Origin of the sequence: Acinetobacter sp. ANC 4178, assembly GCF_004331175.1 — a bacterium.
Lineage (GTDB): Bacteria > Pseudomonadota > Gammaproteobacteria > Pseudomonadales > Moraxellaceae > Acinetobacter.
This window is the reverse complement of sequence record NZ_SJOD01000005.1, coordinates 37,480-59,985: the sequence shown is the minus strand read 5'-3', so window position 1 is coordinate 59,985 and position 22,506 is coordinate 37,480. Positions and strand designations below refer to the sequence as shown.

At 39.7% G+C, this 22,506-nt stretch carries 27 protein-coding genes; 17 read left to right on the top strand and 10 right to left on the bottom strand.

The window, feature by feature from the left end; all coding sequences use genetic code 11:
- Positions 1 to 53 precede the first annotated feature (53 nt).
- Positions 54 to 1,502, bottom strand: coding sequence for a SulP family inorganic anion transporter (locus E0H87_RS11355; protein ID WP_131323709.1), 1,449 nt, complete (start codon positions 1,500 to 1,502; stop codon positions 54 to 56).
- A 229-nt stretch (positions 1,503 to 1,731) separates the two neighbouring features.
- Between E0H87_RS11355 and gstA the strand changes: the two genes are divergently transcribed.
- Positions 1,732 to 2,343 (top strand): glutathione transferase GstA, encoded by a 612-nt coding sequence (gene gstA / locus E0H87_RS11350; protein ID WP_131323708.1) that lies wholly within the window; start codon positions 1,732 to 1,734, stop codon positions 2,341 to 2,343.
- 55 nt (positions 2,344 to 2,398) lie between these two features.
- On the opposite strand, the gene E0H87_RS11345 is transcribed toward gstA, so the two are convergent.
- The 6 genes from E0H87_RS11345 to E0H87_RS11320 form a co-directional block, all read right to left on the bottom strand.
- The gene (locus E0H87_RS11345; protein WP_131323707.1) at positions 2,399 to 3,088 is read right to left on the bottom strand and encodes a hypothetical protein; all 690 of its coding nucleotides are present in this window, start codon (positions 3,086 to 3,088) and stop codon (positions 2,399 to 2,401) included.
- A gap of 79 nt (positions 3,089 to 3,167) precedes the next feature.
- Positions 3,168 to 3,953, bottom strand: a complete 786-nt coding sequence (locus E0H87_RS11340) for a thiazole synthase (protein ID WP_100243144.1) — start codon at positions 3,951 to 3,953, stop codon at positions 3,168 to 3,170.
- Between the two features lie 12 nt (positions 3,954 to 3,965).
- On the bottom strand, positions 3,966 to 4,163 hold the full coding sequence (gene thiS, locus E0H87_RS11335) for a sulfur carrier protein ThiS (protein WP_116758899.1): 198 nt from the start codon (positions 4,161 to 4,163) through the stop codon (positions 3,966 to 3,968).
- A 25-nt stretch (positions 4,164 to 4,188) separates the two neighbouring features.
- Entirely contained in the window at positions 4,189 to 4,554 is a 366-nt protein-coding gene (locus tag E0H87_RS11330; RefSeq protein ID WP_131323706.1) for a DUF423 domain-containing protein, read from the bottom strand.
- A gap of 137 nt (positions 4,555 to 4,691) precedes the next feature.
- The gene (gene rpoH / locus E0H87_RS11325; RefSeq protein WP_131323705.1) at positions 4,692 to 5,561 is read right to left on the bottom strand and encodes an RNA polymerase sigma factor RpoH; all 870 of its coding nucleotides are present in this window, start codon (positions 5,559 to 5,561) and stop codon (positions 4,692 to 4,694) included.
- Between the two features lie 141 nt (positions 5,562 to 5,702).
- Positions 5,703 to 5,936, bottom strand: a complete 234-nt coding sequence (locus E0H87_RS11320) for a sulfurtransferase TusA family protein (protein ID WP_131323704.1) — start codon at positions 5,934 to 5,936, stop codon at positions 5,703 to 5,705.
- Between the two features lie 384 nt (positions 5,937 to 6,320).
- Between E0H87_RS11320 and E0H87_RS11315 the strand changes: the two genes are divergently transcribed.
- Together E0H87_RS11315 and rhlB are read left to right on the top strand one after the other, a co-directional pair.
- A complete protein-coding gene (locus E0H87_RS11315) occupies positions 6,321 to 6,533 on the top strand; it encodes a cold-shock protein (RefSeq protein ID WP_005177104.1) in 213 nt (70 codons plus the stop codon).
- 98 nt (positions 6,534 to 6,631) lie between these two features.
- Complete coding sequence (gene rhlB / locus E0H87_RS11310) at positions 6,632 to 7,783, top strand: ATP-dependent RNA helicase RhlB (protein ID WP_131323703.1); 1,152 nt, start codon at positions 6,632 to 6,634, stop codon at positions 7,781 to 7,783.
- 78 nt (positions 7,784 to 7,861) lie between these two features.
- Here rhlB and E0H87_RS11305 read toward each other — a convergent pair whose 3' ends face one another.
- Positions 7,862 to 8,239: a hypothetical protein gene (locus E0H87_RS11305; protein ID WP_131323702.1), complete on the bottom strand. Its 378-nt coding sequence runs from the start codon at positions 8,237 to 8,239 to the stop codon at positions 7,862 to 7,864.
- A 195-nt stretch (positions 8,240 to 8,434) separates the two neighbouring features.
- Here E0H87_RS11305 and E0H87_RS11300 point away from each other — a divergent pair, with 195 nt between their 5' ends.
- The 14 genes from E0H87_RS11300 (at position 8,435) to E0H87_RS11235 (ending at position 21,684) form a co-directional block, all read left to right on the top strand.
- Entirely contained in the window at positions 8,435 to 9,010 is a 576-nt protein-coding gene (locus tag E0H87_RS11300; protein WP_131323701.1) for a nitroreductase, read from the top strand.
- Between the two features lie 29 nt (positions 9,011 to 9,039).
- Entirely contained in the window at positions 9,040 to 10,113 is a 1,074-nt protein-coding gene (locus E0H87_RS11295) for an NAD(P)H-dependent glycerol-3-phosphate dehydrogenase (RefSeq protein ID WP_131323700.1), read from the top strand.
- Between the two features lie 113 nt (positions 10,114 to 10,226).
- Entirely contained in the window at positions 10,227 to 10,682 is a 456-nt protein-coding gene (locus E0H87_RS11290; RefSeq protein ID WP_131323699.1) for a SixA phosphatase family protein, read from the top strand.
- A gap of 27 nt (positions 10,683 to 10,709) precedes the next feature.
- Positions 10,710 to 11,852, top strand: coding sequence for a type II secretion system protein GspL (gene gspL / locus E0H87_RS11285; protein ID WP_131323698.1), 1,143 nt, complete (start codon positions 10,710 to 10,712; stop codon positions 11,850 to 11,852).
- Positions 11,852 to 12,331, top strand: coding sequence for a type II secretion system protein GspM (gene gspM, locus E0H87_RS11280; RefSeq protein WP_131323697.1), 480 nt, complete (start codon positions 11,852 to 11,854; stop codon positions 12,329 to 12,331). Before gspL ends, gspM begins: the two co-directional genes overlap by 1 nt.
- Before the next feature lie 90 nt (positions 12,332 to 12,421).
- Positions 12,422 to 13,432, top strand: coding sequence for a quinone-dependent dihydroorotate dehydrogenase (locus E0H87_RS11275; protein WP_131323696.1), 1,011 nt, complete (start codon positions 12,422 to 12,424; stop codon positions 13,430 to 13,432).
- Complete coding sequence (locus E0H87_RS11270) at positions 13,429 to 14,013, top strand: CvpA family protein (RefSeq protein WP_131323695.1); 585 nt, start codon at positions 13,429 to 13,431, stop codon at positions 14,011 to 14,013. Before E0H87_RS11275 ends, E0H87_RS11270 begins: the two co-directional genes overlap by 4 nt.
- A 24-nt stretch (positions 14,014 to 14,037) precedes the next feature.
- Positions 14,038 to 15,579 carry an amidophosphoribosyltransferase gene (purF, locus tag E0H87_RS11265; protein WP_131323694.1) on the top strand — a complete coding sequence of 514 codons (1,542 nt, stop codon included), beginning with the start codon at positions 14,038 to 14,040 and terminating at the stop codon, positions 15,577 to 15,579.
- Between the two features lie 130 nt (positions 15,580 to 15,709).
- Positions 15,710 to 17,560 (top strand): M48 family metallopeptidase, encoded by a 1,851-nt coding sequence (locus E0H87_RS11260; protein WP_413773125.1) that lies wholly within the window; start codon positions 15,710 to 15,712, stop codon positions 17,558 to 17,560.
- Between the two features lie 97 nt (positions 17,561 to 17,657).
- Positions 17,658 to 18,350 (top strand): hypothetical protein, encoded by a 693-nt coding sequence (locus tag E0H87_RS11255; RefSeq protein ID WP_227547355.1) that lies wholly within the window; start codon positions 17,658 to 17,660, stop codon positions 18,348 to 18,350.
- Positions 18,343 to 19,308: a 2-hydroxyacid dehydrogenase gene (locus E0H87_RS11250; protein WP_131323692.1), complete on the top strand. Its 966-nt coding sequence runs from the start codon at positions 18,343 to 18,345 to the stop codon at positions 19,306 to 19,308. The genes E0H87_RS11255 and E0H87_RS11250 overlap by 8 nt, the downstream gene beginning before the upstream one ends.
- Before the next feature lie 120 nt (positions 19,309 to 19,428).
- Positions 19,429 to 20,832 carry a M48 family metalloprotease gene (locus tag E0H87_RS11245; protein ID WP_227547359.1) on the top strand — a complete coding sequence of 468 codons (1,404 nt, stop codon included), beginning with the start codon at positions 19,429 to 19,431 and terminating at the stop codon, positions 20,830 to 20,832.
- 45 nt (positions 20,833 to 20,877) lie between these two features.
- The gene (locus E0H87_RS11240) at positions 20,878 to 21,243 is read left to right on the top strand and encodes a GFA family protein (protein ID WP_116758917.1); all 366 of its coding nucleotides are present in this window, start codon (positions 20,878 to 20,880) and stop codon (positions 21,241 to 21,243) included.
- Positions 21,244 to 21,318: 75 nt separating this feature from the next.
- A complete protein-coding gene (locus E0H87_RS11235) occupies positions 21,319 to 21,684 on the top strand; it encodes a hypothetical protein (RefSeq protein ID WP_227547354.1) in 366 nt (121 codons plus the stop codon).
- Between the two features lie 68 nt (positions 21,685 to 21,752).
- On the opposite strand, the gene E0H87_RS11230 is transcribed toward E0H87_RS11235, so the two are convergent.
- Positions 21,753 to 22,199 (bottom strand): GatB/YqeY domain-containing protein, encoded by a 447-nt coding sequence (locus E0H87_RS11230; protein WP_131323690.1) that lies wholly within the window; start codon positions 22,197 to 22,199, stop codon positions 21,753 to 21,755.
- Positions 22,200 to 22,236: 37 nt separating this feature from the next.
- Complete coding sequence (gene rpsU / locus E0H87_RS11225) at positions 22,237 to 22,452, bottom strand: 30S ribosomal protein S21 (RefSeq protein WP_001136722.1); 216 nt, start codon at positions 22,450 to 22,452, stop codon at positions 22,237 to 22,239.
- Between the last annotated feature and the right edge of the window lie 54 nt (positions 22,453 to 22,506).

The window sequence follows — 22,506 nt, the reverse complement described above, 5'->3', positions numbered from 1 at the left end:
AGGTCAATAAAAAAGAGCTGAATGAAACAGCTCTTTTTTATCATGCAGAAATATTAAAGTGGATTATAGCGGTCAATCAACGTACTACTGGCTTCATTTAAACCGAGGACTTCAATTTCAATGCCTTGATCTCGAAATTTTTGTACCACAGTATTTAACATATTCACCGAGGTAATATCCCAAATATGAGCATGGGTCAGATCCAGAATCACATGTTTTACTGAAGTCGTGAAATCAAAAAATTGATAAAATTTTTCCGTACTGCTGAAGAAAATCTGTCCTGAAACTTGATATTGCAAAGTTTCAGCATTCATTAATTGAGATTGAACTTTCACTTCACTTTCCAATTTATTTACAAGAAAGAGCGCAGAAAGACAGACCCCAACAAATACGCCTAAAGCTAAATTATGTGTAGCTAAAACAATAACAACTACACTCAGCATCACAATGTTACTTTGTTTCGGATGTTTACTAAATTGTTTGACTGAGTCCCAGTTAAAGGTGGTAAAGGACACCATAATCATAATCGCAACCAGAGCTGCCATTGGAATATAAGCCAACCAATCTTTTAAAAACACCACCAGACAGAGTAAAAATACACCCGCCACCAAGGTAGAAAGTCGTGTACGAGCCCCAGAACTCACATTGATGATGGATTGACCAATCATGGCACAACCTGCCATACCACCCATAAAGCCACTGACAATATTGGCAAAACCTTGTCCACGGCATTCTTTATGACGATCACCTTCGGTTCCTGTCACTTCATTCACAATGGTGGTGGTCATCATGGTTTCCAGTAAACCAACTGTGGCTAAGGTCATGGCGTAAGGAAAGATGATTTTTAAGGTTTCAAGATCAAGAGGAATGTCTGGAATTAAAAATATAGGCAGCGTATCAGGGAATTGACCTAAATCACTGACAGTGCGCATATCTGCGCCAAAAACGAGAGCGACTAAGCTGAGTAAAATAATACAGACTAATGGGGCGGGCAGTAATTTGCCAATTTTAGGCATATATGGAAATAGATAAACAATAGTTAAACCTAAAGCCACAAAACCATAGCCCATAAAATCCATTTTTTGTATTTCAGGAATTTGTGCCACAAAAATTAAAATAGCGAGCGCATTAACAAAGCCATAGACCACGGATTGAGAGACAAATCGCATCAATTTTGCGACTTTAAAATAGCCCGCAATAATCTGAATACAACCTGTCAAAATGGTGGTGGCAAATAAGTATTGAAGACCATGATCTTTGACCAAGGTAATCATCAGCAATGCCATTGCACCCGTCGCCGCAGAAATCATGGCAGGGCGTCCACCAAAAAATGCAATACTCACTGCAATACAGAATGAGGCATATAAACCGACTTGTGGGTCAACACCTGCAATTGCCGAGAATGCAATCGATTCAGGAATAAGGGCTAAACCAACGACAATACCAGCAAGTACATCTGTACGAATATTGGATAACCATTCTGATCTTTTAAGGCTAATCACTACAACATTTCATAAAATTTAAAGAATGTGTATGTTAAAACATCTAGCAATAAAAAATCACACAGGATTAACTTGAAAAATTGTAGAAATTGAACAATATTCAAAAGGTAATGGTTTTTATATGTTTTATATAGCAGTTACGTTTTTTGCAATTTACAGGTCTGATCGCTTGAAAGTTTGTCAAAAGTAAGTTTAAAAGAAGTAAAGAGTTAGATAACAAGGATCATATATGAAGCTTTATTATTCCCCAGGTGCATGTTCACTGGCATCTCATATTATTCTAAATGAAATTAATGTCGATTTTGATCTGGTTCGCGTAGACCTAAAAACCCATAAAACAGAAAAAGGTGATGATTATTATGCAATTAATCCTAAAGGTTATGTTCCTGCCTTAGAAATTAATCCAGGGTTAATTCTGACCGAAAATGTGGCAATTTTACCTTTCCTTGCTCAGCATGATCCTAAACAAGATTTAATTCCGCCATCAGGTTTAGGACGTGCCAAAGTATTGGAATGGTTGGGTTATCTTAACTCCGAGTTACATGATGCCTATGCTGTATTTTTTGGAGGTCCTTTATCGGAAGATGCTAAAACCAAGGCATATGCAGAAATTGATCGCTTATTAACCTATATTGATACAGCCATTGCAGAATCTGATCATGACTACTTGGTGGATGATAATTTTGGTCCAGCAGATGCGTATTTATTTGTGCTGACAAATTGGTCAAATTCAATTGAGCATGATTTAACGCCTTATACGAATATTATTGGTATACGTCATAAGGTTGCCGAGCGCCAGTCTGTACAAATGGCGATGCGTGATGAAGGCCTAATCCCTTAATTTTTGTTCTTCTCTGTAAAATGTCTAAAAAAAATGCCTCACTGGAGGCATTTTTTTATTGGTATTCTGGGTATTCACTAAAATCAATATTTGGTAATTGAATCTGATATTTATTTTTAAGTGTACTCCACTGAACCTTTACAGGTTGCGAAGTTTCCGCAAATTCATTTTTACCCGTGGTACTTTTCACTTTACCTGTAGCAAAATTAATGCTCTTTTCGGTAATGTCACCTGAAGCACGATGGAAATCATTACTGTCAAAACCAATCAAACGAAAGTCATTATTTTCATAGCGAAAGGTAAAGGTATTATTGGTCACATACCAAGAACCACAACTTAACCAATAATGTAGGCTTATTTTTAACAAGCCTTTAGCAATCGTTATTCCACCTTCTTCTAGTGGGTCTGCAAGACAAGGGGATTCGGCATCGTTCTCACTAGGCAATAGCTCATTTTTACTTATTAATTGGTAACCTGAAGCTGTCTTAAATAAAACAAGCAGCGTTCTGGGGTTGGTATTAAGTACAGAACTGCCTAAACCAGCATTGGCAATCACATTTTCTGGATTATTTTCTTCAATAACCAAGACGGTGTCATTCTGACCATCACGGTTCAAATCCCCAGTGGTTGTTTTCAAAATTTTCCAACCTTGTGGCACAAACTTTGAATAAGCAGGAGTTTCTGAAGCTGCGAATGCTGAGGAGCTTAATGCCGCGAGTGTAAGAGCAAGTATATTTTTTAGCATGATGTTCTGAACTTTTATTATAAAAAGATTATAGAAAGTATAAAAAATGGATTCCGAAGAATCCATTTTAAGTGCAGTATTATTTAAAGAAATAACCCGTTTCAGGGGAACTGGCATTTGCCATACGTTTACGTGGCATACGTCCCGCAAGGAAGGCTTCACGTCCTGCTTCAACTGCCTTTTTCATGGCAGATGCCATTAAAATTGGATTTTGAGCAGCAGCAATCGCTGTATTCATCAGTACACCGTCACAGCCTAATTCCATTGCAATCGCAGCATCGCTGGCTGTACCAACACCAGCATCTACCAACACTGGAACTTTGGCATTCTCTTTAATAATTGAAATGGTGTGCGGATTTAAAATACCTAAACCAGAGCCAATTAAACTGCCTAAAGGCATAATCGCAACGCAACCCATGCTTTCTAATTCTTGCGCGACAATTGGGTCATCCGAGGTGTACACCATAATCTCGAAACCATCATCAATCAGTGTGCGTGCTGCTTTTAAGGTTTCAGTAATGTTGGGATACAGGGTTTTTTCATCCCCTAAAACTTCCAGTTTTACCAGATTGTGACCATCTAACAGTTCACGTGCCAACATACAGGTACGGATTGCACTATTTGCATCAAAGCAGCCTGCTGTGTTCGGTAAAATGGTGTATTTTTCTGGAGGGATCACAGAAAGTAAATTCGGTTGATCAGGGTGTTGCCCAATGTTCACACGACGAATGGCGACGGTGACAATTTCAGCACCACTGGCTTGAATGGCTAAATCAGTTTCATTCAAATCTTTATATTTACCTGTACCCACTAACAAACGTGAGTGAAAGGTTCTTGAACCAACAATAAGAGGGGTATCTTCCATGGGAGCTCCGAATTAGCCGCCACCAACGGCCTGAATAATTTCAATGCGATCTTGATCACAAATTGGGGTTTGTTCGAGTTTAGACTTAGAAATAATCATTTCATTTTGTTCTACCGCAAAGCGTTTACCTTCCAGTTCTAATTCCTGAACCAGTTGTAAAAGATTGCGACAAGTGGTGTCTTTTGCTTCACCATTTAAAAAAATTTGCATGTTTCATTCCAGAAAATCTGCGACTTTATTTGGCGTATTTGTAAGCATTCCAAGCCAGAACCAGCCATCCAGCAATCATGAGAGCGCCGCCAATAGGTGTAATGGCACCTAAGATGCGAGGTAAACCTAAAGCCATGACGTACAATGAGCCACAAAAGAAGAAAATTCCAATTTGAATAAGGGAAAAACTCATTTTAATAGGCAGTTGGGGAACTACTTTTGCCAAAATGGCGAGCGCCAATAAGCCCAAGGCATGATAGAAAAAATAATCTGTTGCTGTATGCCACCAAGCCAGTTGAGCTTCAGTTGCACGCGCTTTTAAACCATGTGCACCAAAAGCGCCTAACATGACAGCAATTGCTAAATTAAGTGCAGAGATTGCGATCCACATAAGCCATGATGACCTAAACAAGTTTGCGCATAACCTTAGCATATTCTGGCTAAGGTAAAAAAGCGAAATGTGACATTGTTCAAAGCGTTAATATAAAAAAGGCACAATGTGAAGTTGTGCCTTTTAAAACAAAAAACTTAATTGGATGACATCGCGACTTTAATTTTTTCCATCGCATTTTTTTCTAACTGACGGATACGTTCAGCAGAGACGTTATATTCAGCAGCCAATTCATGCAAGGTCGACTTGTCATCATCTAACCAACGACGTTGTAAGATGTTGCGCGAACGATCATCCAGTTGCTCCATCGCTTCGTGTAAGGCAGAGGTGCTTTGTTCCTCATAGTCTTCACTTTCAACTAAGCGAGCAGGGTCGTAACGATTATCTTCTAAGTATAATGCAGGGGCAACATGAGTTGAACCTTCGTCATCATCATCTCCCTGTGCTTCAAATGCAGCATCATAAGCAGTTAAACGTCCTTCCATTTCAAGGACTTGCTCAGGTGTTACATTTAAATCATTGGCAATTGATCGTGCTTCTTCTAGCGTCAGTTTTTTGCTTGATTTTTTCAGACTACGTAAATTAAAGAACAATTTACGTTGAGCTTTAGTTGTTGCAATTTTTACGATTCGCCAGTTACGAATGACGTATTCATGAATTTCGGCTTTAATCCAGTGTACTGCAAATGAAACCAAGCGTACGCCCATATTCGGATCAAAACGTTTTACGGCTTTCATTAAGCCTAGGTTGCCTTCTTGAATTAAATCGCCTTGGGGTAGTCCATAACCTGCATAACTACGTGCAATATGTACCACAAAACGTAAATGCGACATCACCAGCATTTTTGCAGCATCAAGGTCTTGGTCGTAGTAGTAACGCTCAGCCAACTCTTTTTCTTGTTCGGCTGTTAAAATTGGAATCTGATTGACAGTACTAATATATGCCCCAAGGTTTACACCTGGTGCAGATAATGACAGGGGCATCAATTGATTGCTGCTGTCACTCATAGGTACTCCTTAATAAAATTGGACATTGATGTTCCACTACCATTCATCTTAATGCCAATACGCTCACACATTAAGGAAATTTGGGTAGTGTTATGTAATTTTTTATGCCAAATTGAAACCATTTAGTTTAATTGAAAATAATTAAGATTCAATTAAGTAATGATATTCATGCTCTGAAATTTTTTGCACAACACAGGTCATCTGATGCATTTGGCAATACCTTGTTACATCAATTTGGCTATGTGGATCGGACGATTTAAGTAAGACCCGACAATGCGGCGAATTTTTTAAAGAACGCTTCAACATGAGTAATGGCATAGGGCAAGGCTTACCCATAGCATCAATAATGAGGTCATATTCGTTTTGATTCGACATCTGGAGTGAGAAATTTCAGGATACACTGCCAAATATTAGCAAATTTAATGCCAAATCCCAACTTAAATCACAGTAAAACTATATTTATGTTTATACTGGTGATAAATAAGTATCGAAAAAAAAATACTAAATTTGATGTGGAATAAGTAAAAAAAATTCTATTAATTGTCATAAACCCATGTTAAGCTCGATGCCGTATTGAGGATTTAACACAACTATAAATTGTTTTAAACCCATACTGTACAAATGGATGTAACCGGGATTTTGTTAATAGTTATACAGAATGATTACAAGCTTAGAAATAATAAATGTTTTTAAACCTTGTTTGCTCTGCTGTTTGCAACACCGGGTGGTCCTTCTTTTAAATACAATGAGGATTAACTTATGACAGCTCGTGAACAAGGCGTAGTTAAATGGTTCAACGACACTAAAGGTTTTGGTTTTATTCAACGCAATGGCGGTGATGATGTATTTGTTCACTTCCGTGCTATTCAAGGCGAAGGCCACCGTTCACTTCGTGACGGCCAACGTGTTGAATTCAGCGTTGTAAAAGGTCAAAAAGGCTTCCAAGCTGAAGAAGTTCAACCTTTAGACTAATACGCTAAAGATTCTTCGAAACGCCTCAATGTCTATTGGGGCGTTTTTTGTTTATAATGACTCTGTTTTTCTATATTTATTAGTTTGAGCGCGTATTTATGTCATCTGGTTTTGAAACCCTAAATTTACACCCGCAACTTAAACAAGCGATTGATGCTTTAGGGTTTAAGGAAATGACGCCAATCCAGCAAAAGGTGCTCAAATTTACTTTGGCTGGGCATGATGCGATTGGTCGTGCGCAAACAGGGACGGGGAAAACAGCCGCATTTTTGGTCAGTGTGATTAATGATTTACTCAATAATCCGATTAAAGAACAGCGTTTTCGTGGTGAACCACGTGCTTTAATTTTGGCACCCACGCGTGAATTGGCATTACAAATTGAAAGTGATGCGCAACATTTGACGAAGTTTACCGACCTGCATTTGGTGACTTTATTGGGTGGGGTGGATTTTGATAAGCAAAAAGCACAACTCGATAAAAAACCTGTCGATATTATTGTAGCTACTCCAGGGCGACTGATTGATTTTGTAGAGCAAAAAGAAGTTTGGTTAGATCAAATTGAATTTTTAGTAATCGATGAAGCAGACCGTTTGTTGGATATGGGCTTCATTCCTTCAGTTAAACGGATTGTGCGTTATTCACCGCGTAAAGAACAGCGTCAAACCCTCATGTTCTCTGCAACTTTTAGCTACGATGTGCTTAACTTGGCACAACAATGGTTGTTTGAGCCAGTTACAGTAGAAATCGAACCTGAAAAGAAAACCAATGCAGATGTTGAACAACGTGTGTATATGGTTGCGAAGTCTGATAAATATAAATTGCTACAAGATATTTTGCATGATGAGCCGATTGAAAAAGTCATGATCTTTGCTAACCGTCGTGATCAAGTTCGTAAGCTGTATGACAGCTTAAAGCGCGATGGTTATAAAGTGGTCATGTTGTCAGGTGAAATTGCACAAGACAAACGTCTTAAAATGTTAGATCAGTTTAAGAATGGTCAGCATAATATTATGATTGCAACGGACGTTGCAGGGCGTGGTATTCATGTAGATGGTGTGTCACACGTGGTTAATTTCACTTTACCTGAACAGTCTGATGATTATGTACACCGTATTGGACGTACTGGTCGCGCAGGCAGTCGAGGGGTAAGTATTAGCTTCCTTTCTGAGGATGATGCATTCCATTTGCCTGAAATTGAAAAAGCAATTGGTCAGAAATTGCCTTTAACCCGTTTGGAAGGTTATTGCTAATATAGGTTTAAAATCGAAAAGGGTTAGCTTTGAAGCTAACCCTTTTTTATTGCATGTCAATTCTTGGACTTAATTGTGCTAGTTGGCTTTACAATAAAAAGTCACAACAGTCTGATAATCTGTATCTTTGGCCATACTGGTATTGGTGCCTGCAATGCTACCAATCACTTCGGCGGCTGATTGAATTATCTGCCCAGTTTTATCATCAACAACGCCTTTTAAGGCACCATTGTATTCGGTCTTTTCGCTGACAACGATAGGCGTTGAGCTTTTACAAGTTTTGTTCGCGGCAGCAATGGCGTTGTTTTTCGCAATGATATTGGTTTTACCTAGCCCTGTGACTTCAAATTGGTTGTTTTCTTTTTGAATTACCGTGGAGGAAGTGGGCGTCGAGGCACACGCGGTGAGTAAGATAGTGAATAATGCAGTTGTGCCTAAAGTTAAAATTTTATTCATGTTTTCCCCATTTATCATAAGAAATAGATGAGTCATAGTTTCATGATTGGGCTATGGGTGCTGTATTAAAAATGCAGTTTTATTTTATTGCTGTGTGAAACATGATTTGCAAAGACAATTTATTCAGTTGGCTAGAGTAATATGAAAATATTGTGATACTCTTGCTGAAGTATTTATGTATAGATCTTTAAGTTAATGACGGATTTAGCAGCTGACCTTATTCATCAAAATATTCATCAACGTCAGTCAATTGGACATCTTGTTGAACCGGCTCCAAATAAAGCGCAACTCGAATTGGCATTTCAGGCAGCTTTAACCGCGCCCGATCACCATCGCCTAAAACCGACAAAATTTGTGGTGATAGAACCTGAGCAACGTGAAGCATTTGGGTTATTGTTGTCCCAAGCCCTATCAGATTTGGGTGAACAAGACCAAGTTCAACTTGATCGAGTGAAGAATCATCCTTTCCGTGCGCCGTTGTTGGTTCTCGCACTGACTAAGTTCCAAGCGCATATTAAAGTTCCTGACTTTGAGCAAACTCTAAGTACTGGTGCAGCAATTCAAAATTTCTTATTGTCTTTGCACGCGCAAGGTTTTTCGACCATGTGGCGAAGCGGTGCTGTGGTTGAGTCAAAATTATTAAAACAGGCTTTGGGCTTAACAGAGCATGATCTGATTTCAGGAATTATTTATGTAGGGACAGCGGCTAAGGTAATTCCTGCCCGAGCTGAAATAAATACTGCTGACTATGTAAGTACTTGGAATAAATAAGTTAGATCCATTTTGGGATATAAAAATAAATGTCTGAATTAAAGTTTAGTGATTTGCTAGAACCTGTAATTATTGACCGTAAGACAGCTTTACGCGTCACGGTGTTGGGTGGTGGGAGTTTTGGAACGGCAATGGCCAATACGGCTGTTCGTAATGGTTGCGATACCATGATTTGGATTCGTGATGAAGCGATTGCTGAAGAAATTAACCGTACTCACGTGAATCAACGTTATTTACCTGATTTTCAGTTAGAGGAAAATTTGGTTGCAGTTTCGAATTTGGAAAAAGCGGTACGAGATCGCGATATTATCTTGGTTGCCATTCCAAGCCATTCCTTTCGTGATGTGCTGAAACAGATTCGTCCATTTATTAGTTCGCAAGCTGTGGTGTCTTTAACCAAAGGGATTGAAGCCAAAACATTTTGCTTTATGAGCGATATTATTCAGCAAGAACTGCCTGAAATTCCTTTTGGTGTACTTTCGGGGCCGAACTTGGCAAAAGAAATTGTTGCAGGACAACCTGCGGGTACGGTTATAGCAAGCCACTCTGAATTGGTACGTTATGCTGTACAGCAAGCTTTACATAGTGCTTTATTCCGTGTGTTTGCAAGTGATGATGTAAATGGTGTGGAGTTGGGTGGTGCACTTAAGAATATTTATGCAGTCGCAATGGGGATGGCGGCTGCTTATAATGTAGGTGAAAATACCAAAAGTATGATTTTAACTCGCGCTTTGGCTGAGATGAGCCGTTTTGCTGTGAAGTTGGGGGCAAATCCATTAACTTTCTTAGGATTGTCGGGTGTGGGTGATTTATTTGCAACCTGTAACAGTCCACTGAGTCGTAACTATCAGATAGGTTATGCCTTGGGGAAAGGGAAAAGTTTAGAGCAAGCAACTAAAGAGTTGGGACAAACCGCAGAAGGGATTAATACAGTCGTTCAGGTGCGTGCGCGGGCACAAGAGTTGGATGTGTATATGCCAATCACCTGTGCACTCTATGATGTTATTTTTGAAGGTGCGCCGCCTTTATCTATTGCGGTTTCATTAATGAAAAATGGTCATCGTAGTGATGTGGAGTTTGTACTGCCGCATCATGAAATTTAATGAATTGAATACATTAGAATTGTCATAAATCTTGTATATACTTGCGAAATGGGCGCCTGCTGAATTTTAATTTGATAATGCTGCTGTGTGCTCTGCAATAATAAGGAAATTTTATGTTACTTACATTGGTCCGTCATGGTGAAGCTTCACCAGCAATTGACGGTAATGATATGAAAAGACCGCTTACTGCACGTGGTCATCTGCAAGCTCAGGAAACAGCCAATTTTTTAAAAGATATTGTGCAACCAGACATCTTTATTGTGAGCCCATTATTGAGGGCGCAAGAAACCTTGGCACATATTCAAACACATTTTAAAGGTGTGCCTGTTTTACTTTGTAATGCAATTAAACCAGAAGATGATGCACGCGTGGCAGTAGAGTGGTTGTCACATTTACCGTATGAGTCAATTGTAGTGGTTTGCCATATGAATGTTGTGGCACATATCGAAGAATTACTAACGACTGAGCCGTTTCATCCTTTTTCGTTGGCAGAAGCCCGTTGTTATGATCAAAGTGTCATTGCAGCAGGTTTATCAACAGTTCAAAAGCGCTTTATTCCTCAAGCTTAAATTATTCGAAACGGCAGATAAAAATAAATGTTGTATATATGGATGCCTGAAGCCAATGATGCATGGCAGTGGTCGCAAGGAGAATTCTGGCAAAGTGCTTTGAGTCTGGAACAGTTGATTCAGGACTTGCTGCCCTTTGCGACTCAAGAAGCGACTGTTTTTTTTCCAAGTCGCCATGTGCAAATGTTGCAACAGCAGTTAAATAAGACGAATTATAAACAACTGGGGCAAGAGGGAATCAAGTATCTGTTAGAGGAATATATTGTATTCCCTATCGATAGTATGAAAATCTTGCATCATTTTCAAAATCCAGATCAACTTACTTTGTTAGGTGTTTCGCAGCATTTGGTAGAAACATGGCAGCATTCACTTTCATTGTTGCCCATGAAAGTTGCTGCACTTCTTCCTGATTTTTATGCAGCACCACAACCGCAACAAGCTGATGAAACAGTTCTGTTGGACCTGCATGGACGTTTATTAGTACGAGAAAGTGAGTGGGTAGGATGTTCTATTGATGATTTACCACTCTATTTAGATTATCAAGAGGCGTCGAGAAGCTATACGATCTCTAATTTGAATACAGTGCAACTGAATAGTTTGCAAGCACGTGTAACGCAAGATCAAATTCATGGATTTCAATACCACTTTACGGAGCTGAACAAGCCGAAACAACATCCTTTTAATGTTTTACCTAAGCTAAAATCAGAAGCTAAAATCTCGGGTTATTGGAAAGCTTGTGCTGCTGTGTTGTTTGCTATTTTAATTGTTCAGTTTGGCTACGATGCGAGTCGTTGGTATAAAAATAAGAAGGTGGCTGATGAAACCGCACTGCAAGCGGTATCTCAATTTAAATATTGGTTTGGGCAAAACTATCCAGTAACTGAGCAAACCTTGAAAAGTCAATTTGAGTTTCAAATGCGGACCAATCAAATGGGGCAAAATGCAGGGTTGCAATTGTTGAGCCGAGTTGGTCCAGTACTAATGCAAAATAAAATTATTGCTGATCGAGTATCGTATGATGCATCAATCCTTAATTTAGATTTAAAAGCCAATTCATCAGTGGTTTTGCAAAACTTAACACAACAATTGAATCAACAAGGCTTTAAGGTTGAATTGGGGAATATTCAGCCAAATGGTTCTGGGGTAATTGGTTCGGTGAAAATACAATAATGAAAGCAATAGAAAAATTTCAAAATACATTAGATGGTTGGGGTGATCAATTCACACAGTATCTGGAGCGTTTGTCTGTTCGCGAGCGTATCATGGTGATTTTTACTGTGGTCTTTGTAGTGGTTGCGGCGGTAGGCTCAGCTTTATGGTATATGCATAAAGCGGCGGAACATCAACAGCTACGGGTCAGTGAGTTGAAGGATTTAGTGGTGTGGATGCAAAGTAATGCGGTCACCATGAAGCCTGCGGGTGACGTGCAACTCAGTGCCGCCGAAAAAGTACAGCGTGCTGCACAACAACAAGGGCTGGGTGTTGCTTCCCAGCAGACGGGTGAGCAAATTCAAGTGGTTGTGAGTCACGCAAATTATTCTATTTTGGCAAATTTTTTGACTCAATTAGCCCAGATGGGCCTAAGCATTGAAAAAATGGAGCTTCAGTCCAATGCAGGGCAGATTAAATTAACAGCGACACTACAATAATAGGTCAAAATAAACAGTTGCCAAGCATGGCGTTTTTGGTGGGCTGCGCCTATAATATATCGACTTAAAAAGCCGTAGACTTTTCTAGATATGTTGTATTCTCTAGCCCGCCCTTTGTTGTTTTCTTTAGCACCAGAGCGTGCACATGAGCTAACATTATCCTTACTGAAATCAGCCCATGCAATGGGGATGATGCGCCAACATGTTGCTGCAAAGCCTGTAACTTGTATGGGTATTGAATTTCCGAATCCTGTCGGTTTGGCTGCTGGTTTAGATAAAAATGGTGCCTATATTGATGCCTTGGCTGCTCTTGGCTTTGGCTTTATAGAAATTGGAACCATTACACCGCGTCCGCAAGCTGGTAATCCTCAGCCACGCCTTTTCCGTTTGCCACAAGCACAAGCCATTATTAACCGTATGGGTTTTAATAATGATGGTGTGGATAAACTGATTGAAAACGTTAAAGCTTCCAAATTTAAGGGTGTTTTAGGGATTAATATTGGTAAAAATGCCGATACACCTGTAGAAAATGCGGTAGATGATTATCTTATCTGTTTAGAAAAAGTTTATAACTACGCATCCTATATCACAGTTAATATTTCTTCTCCCAACACTAAAAATTTACGTAGTTTGCAAAGCGGTGATGCGCTGGCTGAATTGTTGATGACATTAAAGAAGCGTCAGCTTGAGTTGGCTGATGAGCATCACCATTATGTGCCTTTGGTGCTTAAAGTTGCGCCTGATTTAACGCCTGAGGATATTGGTTTTATTTCGCAACAATTAATTACCAATAAAATTGATGGTCTAATTGTCACGAATACGACTTTATCTCGTGAGGGCGTAGAAAATTTACCGCAAGGTGATGAGGCGGGTGGATTGTCCGGTGCGCCTGTATTTGAAAAGAGTACGGCATGTTTATCTGCATTTGCTCAAGCACTCAATGGTCAAGTGCCATTGATTGGTGTGGGGGGAATTTTAGCGGGTGAGCAAGCACTCGTTAAACAAAATGCAGGTGCTACACTTGTACAAGTGTATAGTGGCCTTATATATACTGGACCGAAACTGATTAAAGATTGTGTTGATGCTATGCTGGCAAAATGAATACCATTGATATCTTCATACTGATCATTTTGCTCATTGGAGGGCTAAACGGTTTGCGACAAGGATTTGTTAAAGCCTTTGCGAACTTGGTGGGTTGGATTTTTGCACTGATTGTCGGTGCAAAATATGCCGCTATCATTGCCCCTTCAATGAGTGCTCTCAGTCAAGATCCAGTGGTTCAGAAAATTGCAGCCTTTGCCTTTATTGTGTTGGTCATTGTGGTCCTGACTTGGCTTGCAACAGCATTATTGAATAGTGTTTTAAGTACCTTGAAATTAGGCCCGCTTAATCGTCTTGCGGGTGGTGCATTTGGAACACTAAAGGGGCTGATGGTGGTTTTAATCACCATGCAAGGTTTAAGCCCATGGGTAGAAAGCTCTCCGCATTGGAAGCAATCTAAAATGGTTCAATCTTTATTACCTTATGCACCGTGGGCTGCTCAGTTGTCTAAAGATGCAGCGCACGAAGCGCTTGAACATATTCAGTCGGAAGATGCTCAGAAATCTTCTCACTCCTTGTCTGAACCAACGCAAAAAGATCATCCGCGTTCAGACAACTCAACAAATAATCCTTTTTATTAATCCTAGCTTGTCTGCGAGGTTGCTATGTGTGGAGTTGTTGGTATAGCTGGTAAATCACCCGTTAACCAAATGTTGTTTGATGCATTAACGATGTTACAACATCGTGGACAAGATGCTGCTGGGATCGTAACTTGCCATGAAGGACGTTTATTTCTTCGTAAAGACAATGGCATGGTACGTGATGTTTTCCATACTCGCCATATGCGAGCTTTGCTCGGTAATTATGGTATCGGTCATGTGCGTTATCCAACTGCGGGTTCTTCAAGTAGTGCAGAAGCACAGCCGTTCTATGTAAACTCTCCTTATGGTATTACTTTGGCGCACAATGGTAACTTAACCAATGCCGAAGAAATTCATGACGATTTGTTTAAAACAGATCTACGTCATATGAATACCGATTCAGACTCAGAAGTTTTACTGAACGTTTTTGCGCATGAGTTGCAAAAGCGTAGCAAATTAGTGCCTGCCCCTGAAGATATTTTCCATGTGGTTTCGCGTGTTCATGAGCGTTGTAAAGGTGCTTATGGTGTGGTTGCGATGATTACAGGTCAAGGTCTGGTCGGTTTCCGTGATCCAAATGGTATTCGTCCACTCATTTACGGTTCTCGTTTAACGGAAACGGGTGAGATGGAATATATCATCGCATCAGAATCTGTTGCGATTACGGCACTTGGCTTTAAAGTTGAGCGTGATATTGCACCAGGTGAAGCGATTTTCATTAACGCAGATGGTGAAATGTTCACGCAGCAATGTGCTGAAAACCCACAATATCGTCCGTGTATTTTTGAATATGTGTACTTCGCGCGTCCAGATGCAACGATTGATGGTATTTCGGTGTATAAAGCCCGCTTAAAAATGGGTGAGAAACTTGCACACAAGATTCTGAATGAATGGGGTCAGGAACACGACATTGATGTAGTCATTCCTATTCCTGATACTTCACGTACTTCAGCATTAGAGCTGGCTAATACATTGGGTGTAAAATTCCGTGAAGGGTTTATGAAGAACCGTTATATCGGTCGTACCTTTATTATGCCAGGTCAACAGCAACGTAAAAAATCTGTTCGCCAAAAGCTCAACCCTGTAGAGCTTGAGTTTAAAGGCAAAAATGTGTTGCTGGTGGATGACTCGATTGTGCGTGGTACAACGTGTAACGAAATCATTCAAATGGCGCGTGATGCGGGTGCAAAAAAAGTATTCTTTGCTTCAGCAGCACCAATGGTGAAATATCCAAACGTTTACGGTATTGATATGCCAGCCAAACAAGAGCTGATTGCATCAGAGCGTAGTGTTGAGGAAATTCGTGAAATTATTGAAGCCGACCGTTTAATTTTCCAAGATTTGGAAGATTTAAAAGCTGCGGTTCGCACCAGCAAAGTTCCATATTTGCAAGACTTTGATTGCTCTGTATTTGATGGTGTTTATGTGGCGGGTGGTATTGATGCTGCGTACTTGGATGAACTAGAGCGGAAGCGTAGTGACACGGCTAAAAAATCTAAAGATGGTTATATTGATGTAAATATTGATGCAGCCTCTGTTGATTTAACGGGTGTGACCGAGCAATAATTTTCAATTGTTTTGCGTGAAAAAGGTGGGTATTTCCCGCCTTTTTCATTTATGATGTGGCTGAATTACAATGTAATAAAGGAACTTTACATTGAAAGAAATAGGTGGCTTCTTGATCAAAAATAAAAATATGATGTGGTCTGCGAGTATCTGTGCATTGGCTGTTCTTTTGACCATGTTTATTCTCAATACAGTTTTGGGGCTTTTGGTTTATTATTTTGATCAATCACAATCTATTTTTTGGCATCAACTCAGTCCTTTCGTCATTGTTTTACTCTTACTCATTATTGGCTCATCTATTCTGTATGAATTTTATGTGTTTCGCTCAGGTGGACACTCACTGGCAAAGCAATTGCGTGCCAGAAGACTAAGCCTTATTGAAAGTACCCCTGAGGAATTTATTGCACTGAAAATTACGGAGCAGCTTTCTGAGCGATTTCTAATTGATACACCCGCTGTATATGTGCTGCCTGATGAAGTTGGAGTGAATGCGCTCACAGCGGGCTTTTTACCCCGTGATATTGCGATTATTCTAACTTGGGGGGCTTTGCAGAATTTAGATGAATCTGAGTTATTTGGCTTATTGAGCCATGAATTTAATCAGATTTTATCGGGTGAAACTGCGGACAATACGCGTCTTAAAATTTTATACAGTGGACTCACAACTTTCAGTCAATGGGGGAGTAAGGTTGCTAAATTAGGATTTAGCCGGCGTGAATATAATCAACCGCAAAAATTCGAAACTATTTTAGTGGCACTTGGTGGTGTCATTTGGTTAGTGGGAAGTCTGGGGGTCTTAATCACACGATTTATTAAGTACTTAACTTTAGGTAGTCGTACCTTTAGAAATGATTTAAAAACCAAACGGTTGATTCAAAATAACGCCAACATACAGACGCTATTGCGTATTTATGTGCATCACGCAGGTTCACAGATTCACAGTGAATACTCGGAATCAATTTCACATATGTGTTTTGCTAATTCACTTAGTCCGCAAAGTTGGATGAATATTCATCCAAATATTGAGCAGCGAATTTATGAAATGAATCCTGGATTGGTACAGGATTTACAGCTTGAGAATCTAAAAAGACTAAAAAATCAGCCGCTATTTGGTTTGTTTCGCCCATTGGAAGAAATCAATGCTGAATATCATACGCCTTGGAGTTCACCGCAACCTTTGCCTCTTTTGCGCTTATCTCCCATTAGTTTTGCCATTAAAGATGCGATAAAACCGTTGAATCCAGATGTGCGTAGTTCTATGCAACGCCCAGAATTAATTGAACGCGCGTTACAGACAGCAACAGGCTCGCGAGAGGTTATGGTTGCAATTCTAATGATTCGTCAATACCGCGAGTTTATTCCAGCTGAAGCAGAAGTCAGTCGTGCAATTATAGATGCACTGCTCCACTTGGATGGTCGTGTGCATTTATCTATTTTTCATGATGCATGTGCCAATATTGGTGGAATGCCTGCGACAATTGCTCGCCAATTTGTGACTAAACTGGCTCGAATTATTCAAGAAGATGGTGAAATTGGGCTTTTGGATGCATTGTTACTTGAACGGGTAAAATACGAATTAAATTTATTGCCTACACATACTCCAACTGCTCTAGCTGAAGTAAAACCCCAAATTGTTCGTTTAATCGATGCGCTATTGCATGTGCAACAAATCAATAGTGATAACCAATTAGATGTCCGTGAAAAAATATTAAAACGAATTCTAACTACCGAAGAATTGGAAATTTATGAAGAAATTTCGGATGAACCGATTGATCTTGCAGAAATCGTGCACGATATATCGGGTTTATTATTGCGGGATCGCTTAATTATATTGGGGATTGCGGAGCTATGTCTTTGGAATGATCGTATTATTACGCAAGATGAATTGGATGTTTTAGAATTATTATATTGGCGTTTTGGTTTTGAAACCTCAGAAATTATTGAGCAAATGCAGAAGAAAAATAGTTTAATGATTATGTGATTAAGGTACAAATTTATATCTTATAGGTATCTGTGAGTGCTTTAATAAAGCACAGCAAAATGATGTGAATGTCGTTAGAATAGCGCTAAAGATTGAGATGTTGAACATAGAAATGATGGGGCACCAGCGAGATATATTGGCAACGATGGGAATTGATATATGGATTCCCAATCATGTCGCTCGCGTACAGCAAACTCAGCTATCTTCTTTGTGGCGTGATCAGGCTTTACCTGAGGTAATGACAGAATTGCCTCAAGATCTGATTGAGCCCCCAGCATTGAACCAGCCCGATGTTCAGGAAGTGGATAAGGTATTAACTCAGTTTGTTGAAATAGAACAAGAAAGTCATCAGCAACATACTCAAGTGGTATTGTCTGAACCTTTAAAAGCAGATCCACAGCCAGCGATTCAGATAGATACCTTCGAGTTACAGGCGATTAGTATGGCATCATGTCTGATTGTCATAGATGCATCGGGATTAAGCGAACAACAAACCGAGCTATGGGTCAATATACAGCATGCTGTACCAGCAGAATATCATGAGTTGAAATGGCCATTTCCGTTGGCTGAAATGCAAGATGGGCGTGGTGCATCTAGTTATATACGAGGTTTTATTGATGCGATTGGAGTAGACAAAGATCTGATTGCATTAGGGGTGATTCCTCATTTACAACAAGTAGATTGCCATCAATTGGCAAGTTTGCAAGATATGCTTGATCAGCCAATTTTGAAAAAACGTTTGTGGCAGTTTATGCAAAAATCACTCAATACACGGATGACTGATGAATAAAAAAGTTGTTGTTTTTAGCCAAATTGATCCAGAAATTTTAGGCCGCTTACAAGCACAATACGATGTTGTGGTGATAGACCCTAAACAAGGGGATGTTAATCAGCAAATTCAACAGCATGTGCAAGATGCGGATGGCATGATTGGTGCAGGTCGTTTGCTCAATCAAAGTAATCTGGCTACAGCAAAACAGCTCAAGATTATTTCTAGTGTTAGTGTGGGTTATGATAACTACGATGTGGCTTATTTAAATCAAAAAAATATTTGGTTAAGCCATACACCGCATGTATTAACAGAAACGACAGCAGATTTGGCATTTACTTTACTGATGAGTGCAGCACGTAAAGTGCCGTATTTGGACCATTGGACCAAAACTGGTGAATGGAAGCGTACAGTATCACAAGCGCAGTTTGGTCAAGATATTTATGGGAAGACCCTGGGGATTATAGGGTTAGGTAATATTGGGGCAGCAATTGCCCGCCGTGGTCTGTATGGCTTTAATATGAATATTCTTTATCATAATCGCCGCGAAAAATTAGAAATGGCACAGCCCCTTAATGCGCAATACTGTTCTTTAGAGCAATTACTGCAACAGTCTGATTTTGTAGTGGTTGCGGTCGACTTGAATGCGGAATCAAAGGCGTTGCTTTCGACTGAGCAGTTTGAGCTCATGCAGTCGCATGCAGTGTTGGTAAATATCGCGCGTGGTTCAGTTATTGATGAGCAAGCTTTAATTCAAGCATTGAAAGATCGCAAATTTTTTGCAGCAGGTTTGGATGTTTATGAAAAAGAGCCGCTGCAAACGTCAGAGTTGTTCCAGTTAGATAATGTAGTGACTTTGCCGCATGTGGGATCTGCTACAGCGGAGACACGAAAGAAAATGGCTGAACTTGCCTATCGTAATTTGGTTGATGCTTTAGAAGGGCGTCAGCCACGTTATTTGGTAAATCCAGAGTATTAAAATATTGATAACACATCATTGCAAATGAGACTAAGTTTCAATGTTATAGTTTGCTCAGAATGAATAAGATCCTGAGATGTAACATTGAAACGGTTTTTTGCTATTGGTAGTTTATGTGTAATCACCCATATAGCTTGGGCAGATGTTACGCATTTTTCATCATCTCCGCAGTTTAATGTTCCCGAAATTGGAAGTGGATTAGGTCTAATTGATCGCCAAAATGAAAAAATGATTGGTGAGAAAGTCTATCGTGAAGTTCAACATCAATTACCTATTACACATAATACGTGGCTCGAAGATCAACTTTTATCTGTATTTTCAAATATTTTAAGCCAGACTCAATTGGGGCAGCCGATTGGTTTGGTCTTGGTTAATGATACTCAAATTAATGCCTTTGCGGTGCCTGGCGGCTTATTTGCTTTAAATACAGGTATGATTACTTCTGCACGTAATTTAGATGAAATTGCAGGGGTAATGGCGCATGAGATTGCACATGTAACGCAACGACATTACAGTCGTTCTCAAGAAGCATTTAAAGGGCAAGGGCTTCTGGCTTTGGCGGGAATTATTGTTGGTGCATTGGTTGCTTCACAGGCTGATGGTAATGCGGGTGCAGCAGTCATGATGGGTTCTCAAGCTGCTTTAATGGATCAACAACTGACGTATAGTCGTAATCAGGAGCGGGAAGCAGATCGAATTGGAATGCAATACATGTATGCTGCTGGTTATAATCCGCAAAGCATGGCGGATTATTTTGAGGTGATGCATCGAGCAACCAGTCGTGTGAGCTTTTTACCTGACTTTTGGTTGACCCACCCCTTAACGACAGAACGTATGAGTGAGGCGCGTTTACGTGCAAATCAGTTACCTCAAGTTAAAAGCAGTATGCGTGATGAAAATTTTGAAATCTTAAGACTGTATGCATTGGTTGTAACGAATCAAGCAACTGAATTGCAATTGCAAACCCTTGCAAAACAGGGGGGTTTTGCTGGGGAGTTAGCCTTGGCGGCTTTTTATAATCAGCAGGGTGATTATGTGTTGGCGCAAGCACAGTTAGATCAGCTTAAAAAACAAAAGAAGTTACATAATTTACTGACTTTAATTCAAACAGATGTTTATCTTGGTCAAAATAAATTAGATGATGCTTATCAGACCATTGCATCACCTGCGCGGATTATGCCTGAGAATCGAGCTTTGGCATATAAATTGGCGGAAGTGTTGATTCGTCAAAAGCAACCAGCCCAAGCGAATAATGTGGTACAAAATTTTATTAATCAAAACCCGCGTGATATTACGGGTTGGCATTTGTTGCAACAGTCAGCAAATATAGATGTTGCTTCACCACTCAGAGCTGTAAATGTTTTGCGCTATCGTGCTGAAGTTGAATATTGGAGTGGTTTGGAAGAAGGTGCGATAAAGTCATTATTGCATGCACAACGTTTGGCGAAGGACAATGTTGCAATGTCTGCGCAATTAAAACAGCGTATTGATCAAATGCAAAAGGAGCACCAACTTAAAATTTAGTGCATCAATGGTATTTAAAAATTATAAGAATAATAGGGGGATAAAATGATAGAGGGGCAATGTTTATGCGGTACAGTCAGTTACCGTTATCATGGGGAAATTGAGAAATCAATCTTGTGTTACTGTCAGCATTGCCAAAAAGCACAAGGCAGTTTTGCTGGCTGGAATAGCCCATTACAGAAGTCATTATTTGAAGTGGTGCGTGGAGTGAAAGTACTTAAAGAGTATTTCCATAGTCCCAATAAAGCCCGTGTTTTTTGTCAGGAATGTGGAAGTCCTATTTTTTCTTATCGCATTGATTTGCCTGATGTAATTCGTTTGCGATTAGGGACAGTTACACAGGGGGAAATTCCTGCACCAAGTGAAGAGGCATTTAAACAATATAAGCCTGAATTTATCCAAATAAAATAAACGATGCTAGTTTTGCTATAGTGGGCACTGTATGATGGCGCTCAATCATTTTTGTTTTGATTTTTAATGGTTCACATGAAAAATAAATTACGCTGCTTGGCAGCACTTTTGTTTGCTGTATCTTGTGGTTCTGCTTTTGCAAGTGTGGAAGATTATGTTGTTACGGTTGATAAAATTAATCGTAATTACAAGGCGGATATCCGACAATTTTTTTCACAACTTAATCCGCAACAAACCAGTTTTACTGTTGAGCAACAAACACGATATTGTACAATTGTGGGGCGTTATGTAGACCAGCTTTATACTGCGGCTGATAAGAATAGAGGTTCGCTTGATGCGCAATATCGAAATTTGACTAAACAAGATGTGATTCAACAAGTGATGTCATCAAAAGAAATGATGATTTTGAAGAAATACAATCTGCAGTGTAATTTGACTTAAGTGCTGTTATCTAAGAACTGTCTTATTGTTAAGGCAGTTCAACGATAAAGAAAGAATATTTTGAAAGATTAAGCGAGTTTCGCTTTAATTTTAGCGGAAACGAGAGCAGGATCGGCGCGCCCGGCTATGAGCGGACGCAGAGAGTTCATCACCTTACCCATATCTTTCATGCTAGTAGCTTCTTGAGCAGTAATAGTTTGCTCAATGATAGAATCAAGCTCTTCCTCAGTCATAGCTTCTGGTAGAAATTGAGATAAAACTTCAATTTCGGCTTGTTCTTTACTAGCTAAATCATTACGACCAGCGCCTTCAAAGGCTTTGATCGATTCTTTACGTTGCTTTATTTGCTTTTCAATGACCGCAAGAGTTTGAACATCGTCAAGCTCTTTGCGCTCATCGACTTCGATTTGCTTGATTGCTGCTTGTAGACTACGAATGACCGTTAACTTATCCATTTCTTTAGCACGCATGGTGGCTTTTAAAACTTCAGTTATTTGGTTTTTTAAAGTAGTCATTTATTTTTCCAAGTCGTCAATCAATCACAAATTAATCTTAGTAAAGGCGTGTAGTACGAACTGATTCGCGCGCCAATTTCTTTTGGTAGCGCTTAACAGCAGCAGCTTTTTTGCGCTTACGTTCTTGAGTTGGTTTCTCATAGAATTCACGCTTACGAACGTCAGCTAAAACACCCGCTTTTTCGCATGAACGCTTGAAACGACGGATAGCTACGTCTACTGGTTCGCCTTCTTTCAATTTAACTTGTGGCATGAAGAATCCTCATTAAGTTATGGATAAGATCTCGGCATGATTGCCTTGATCACA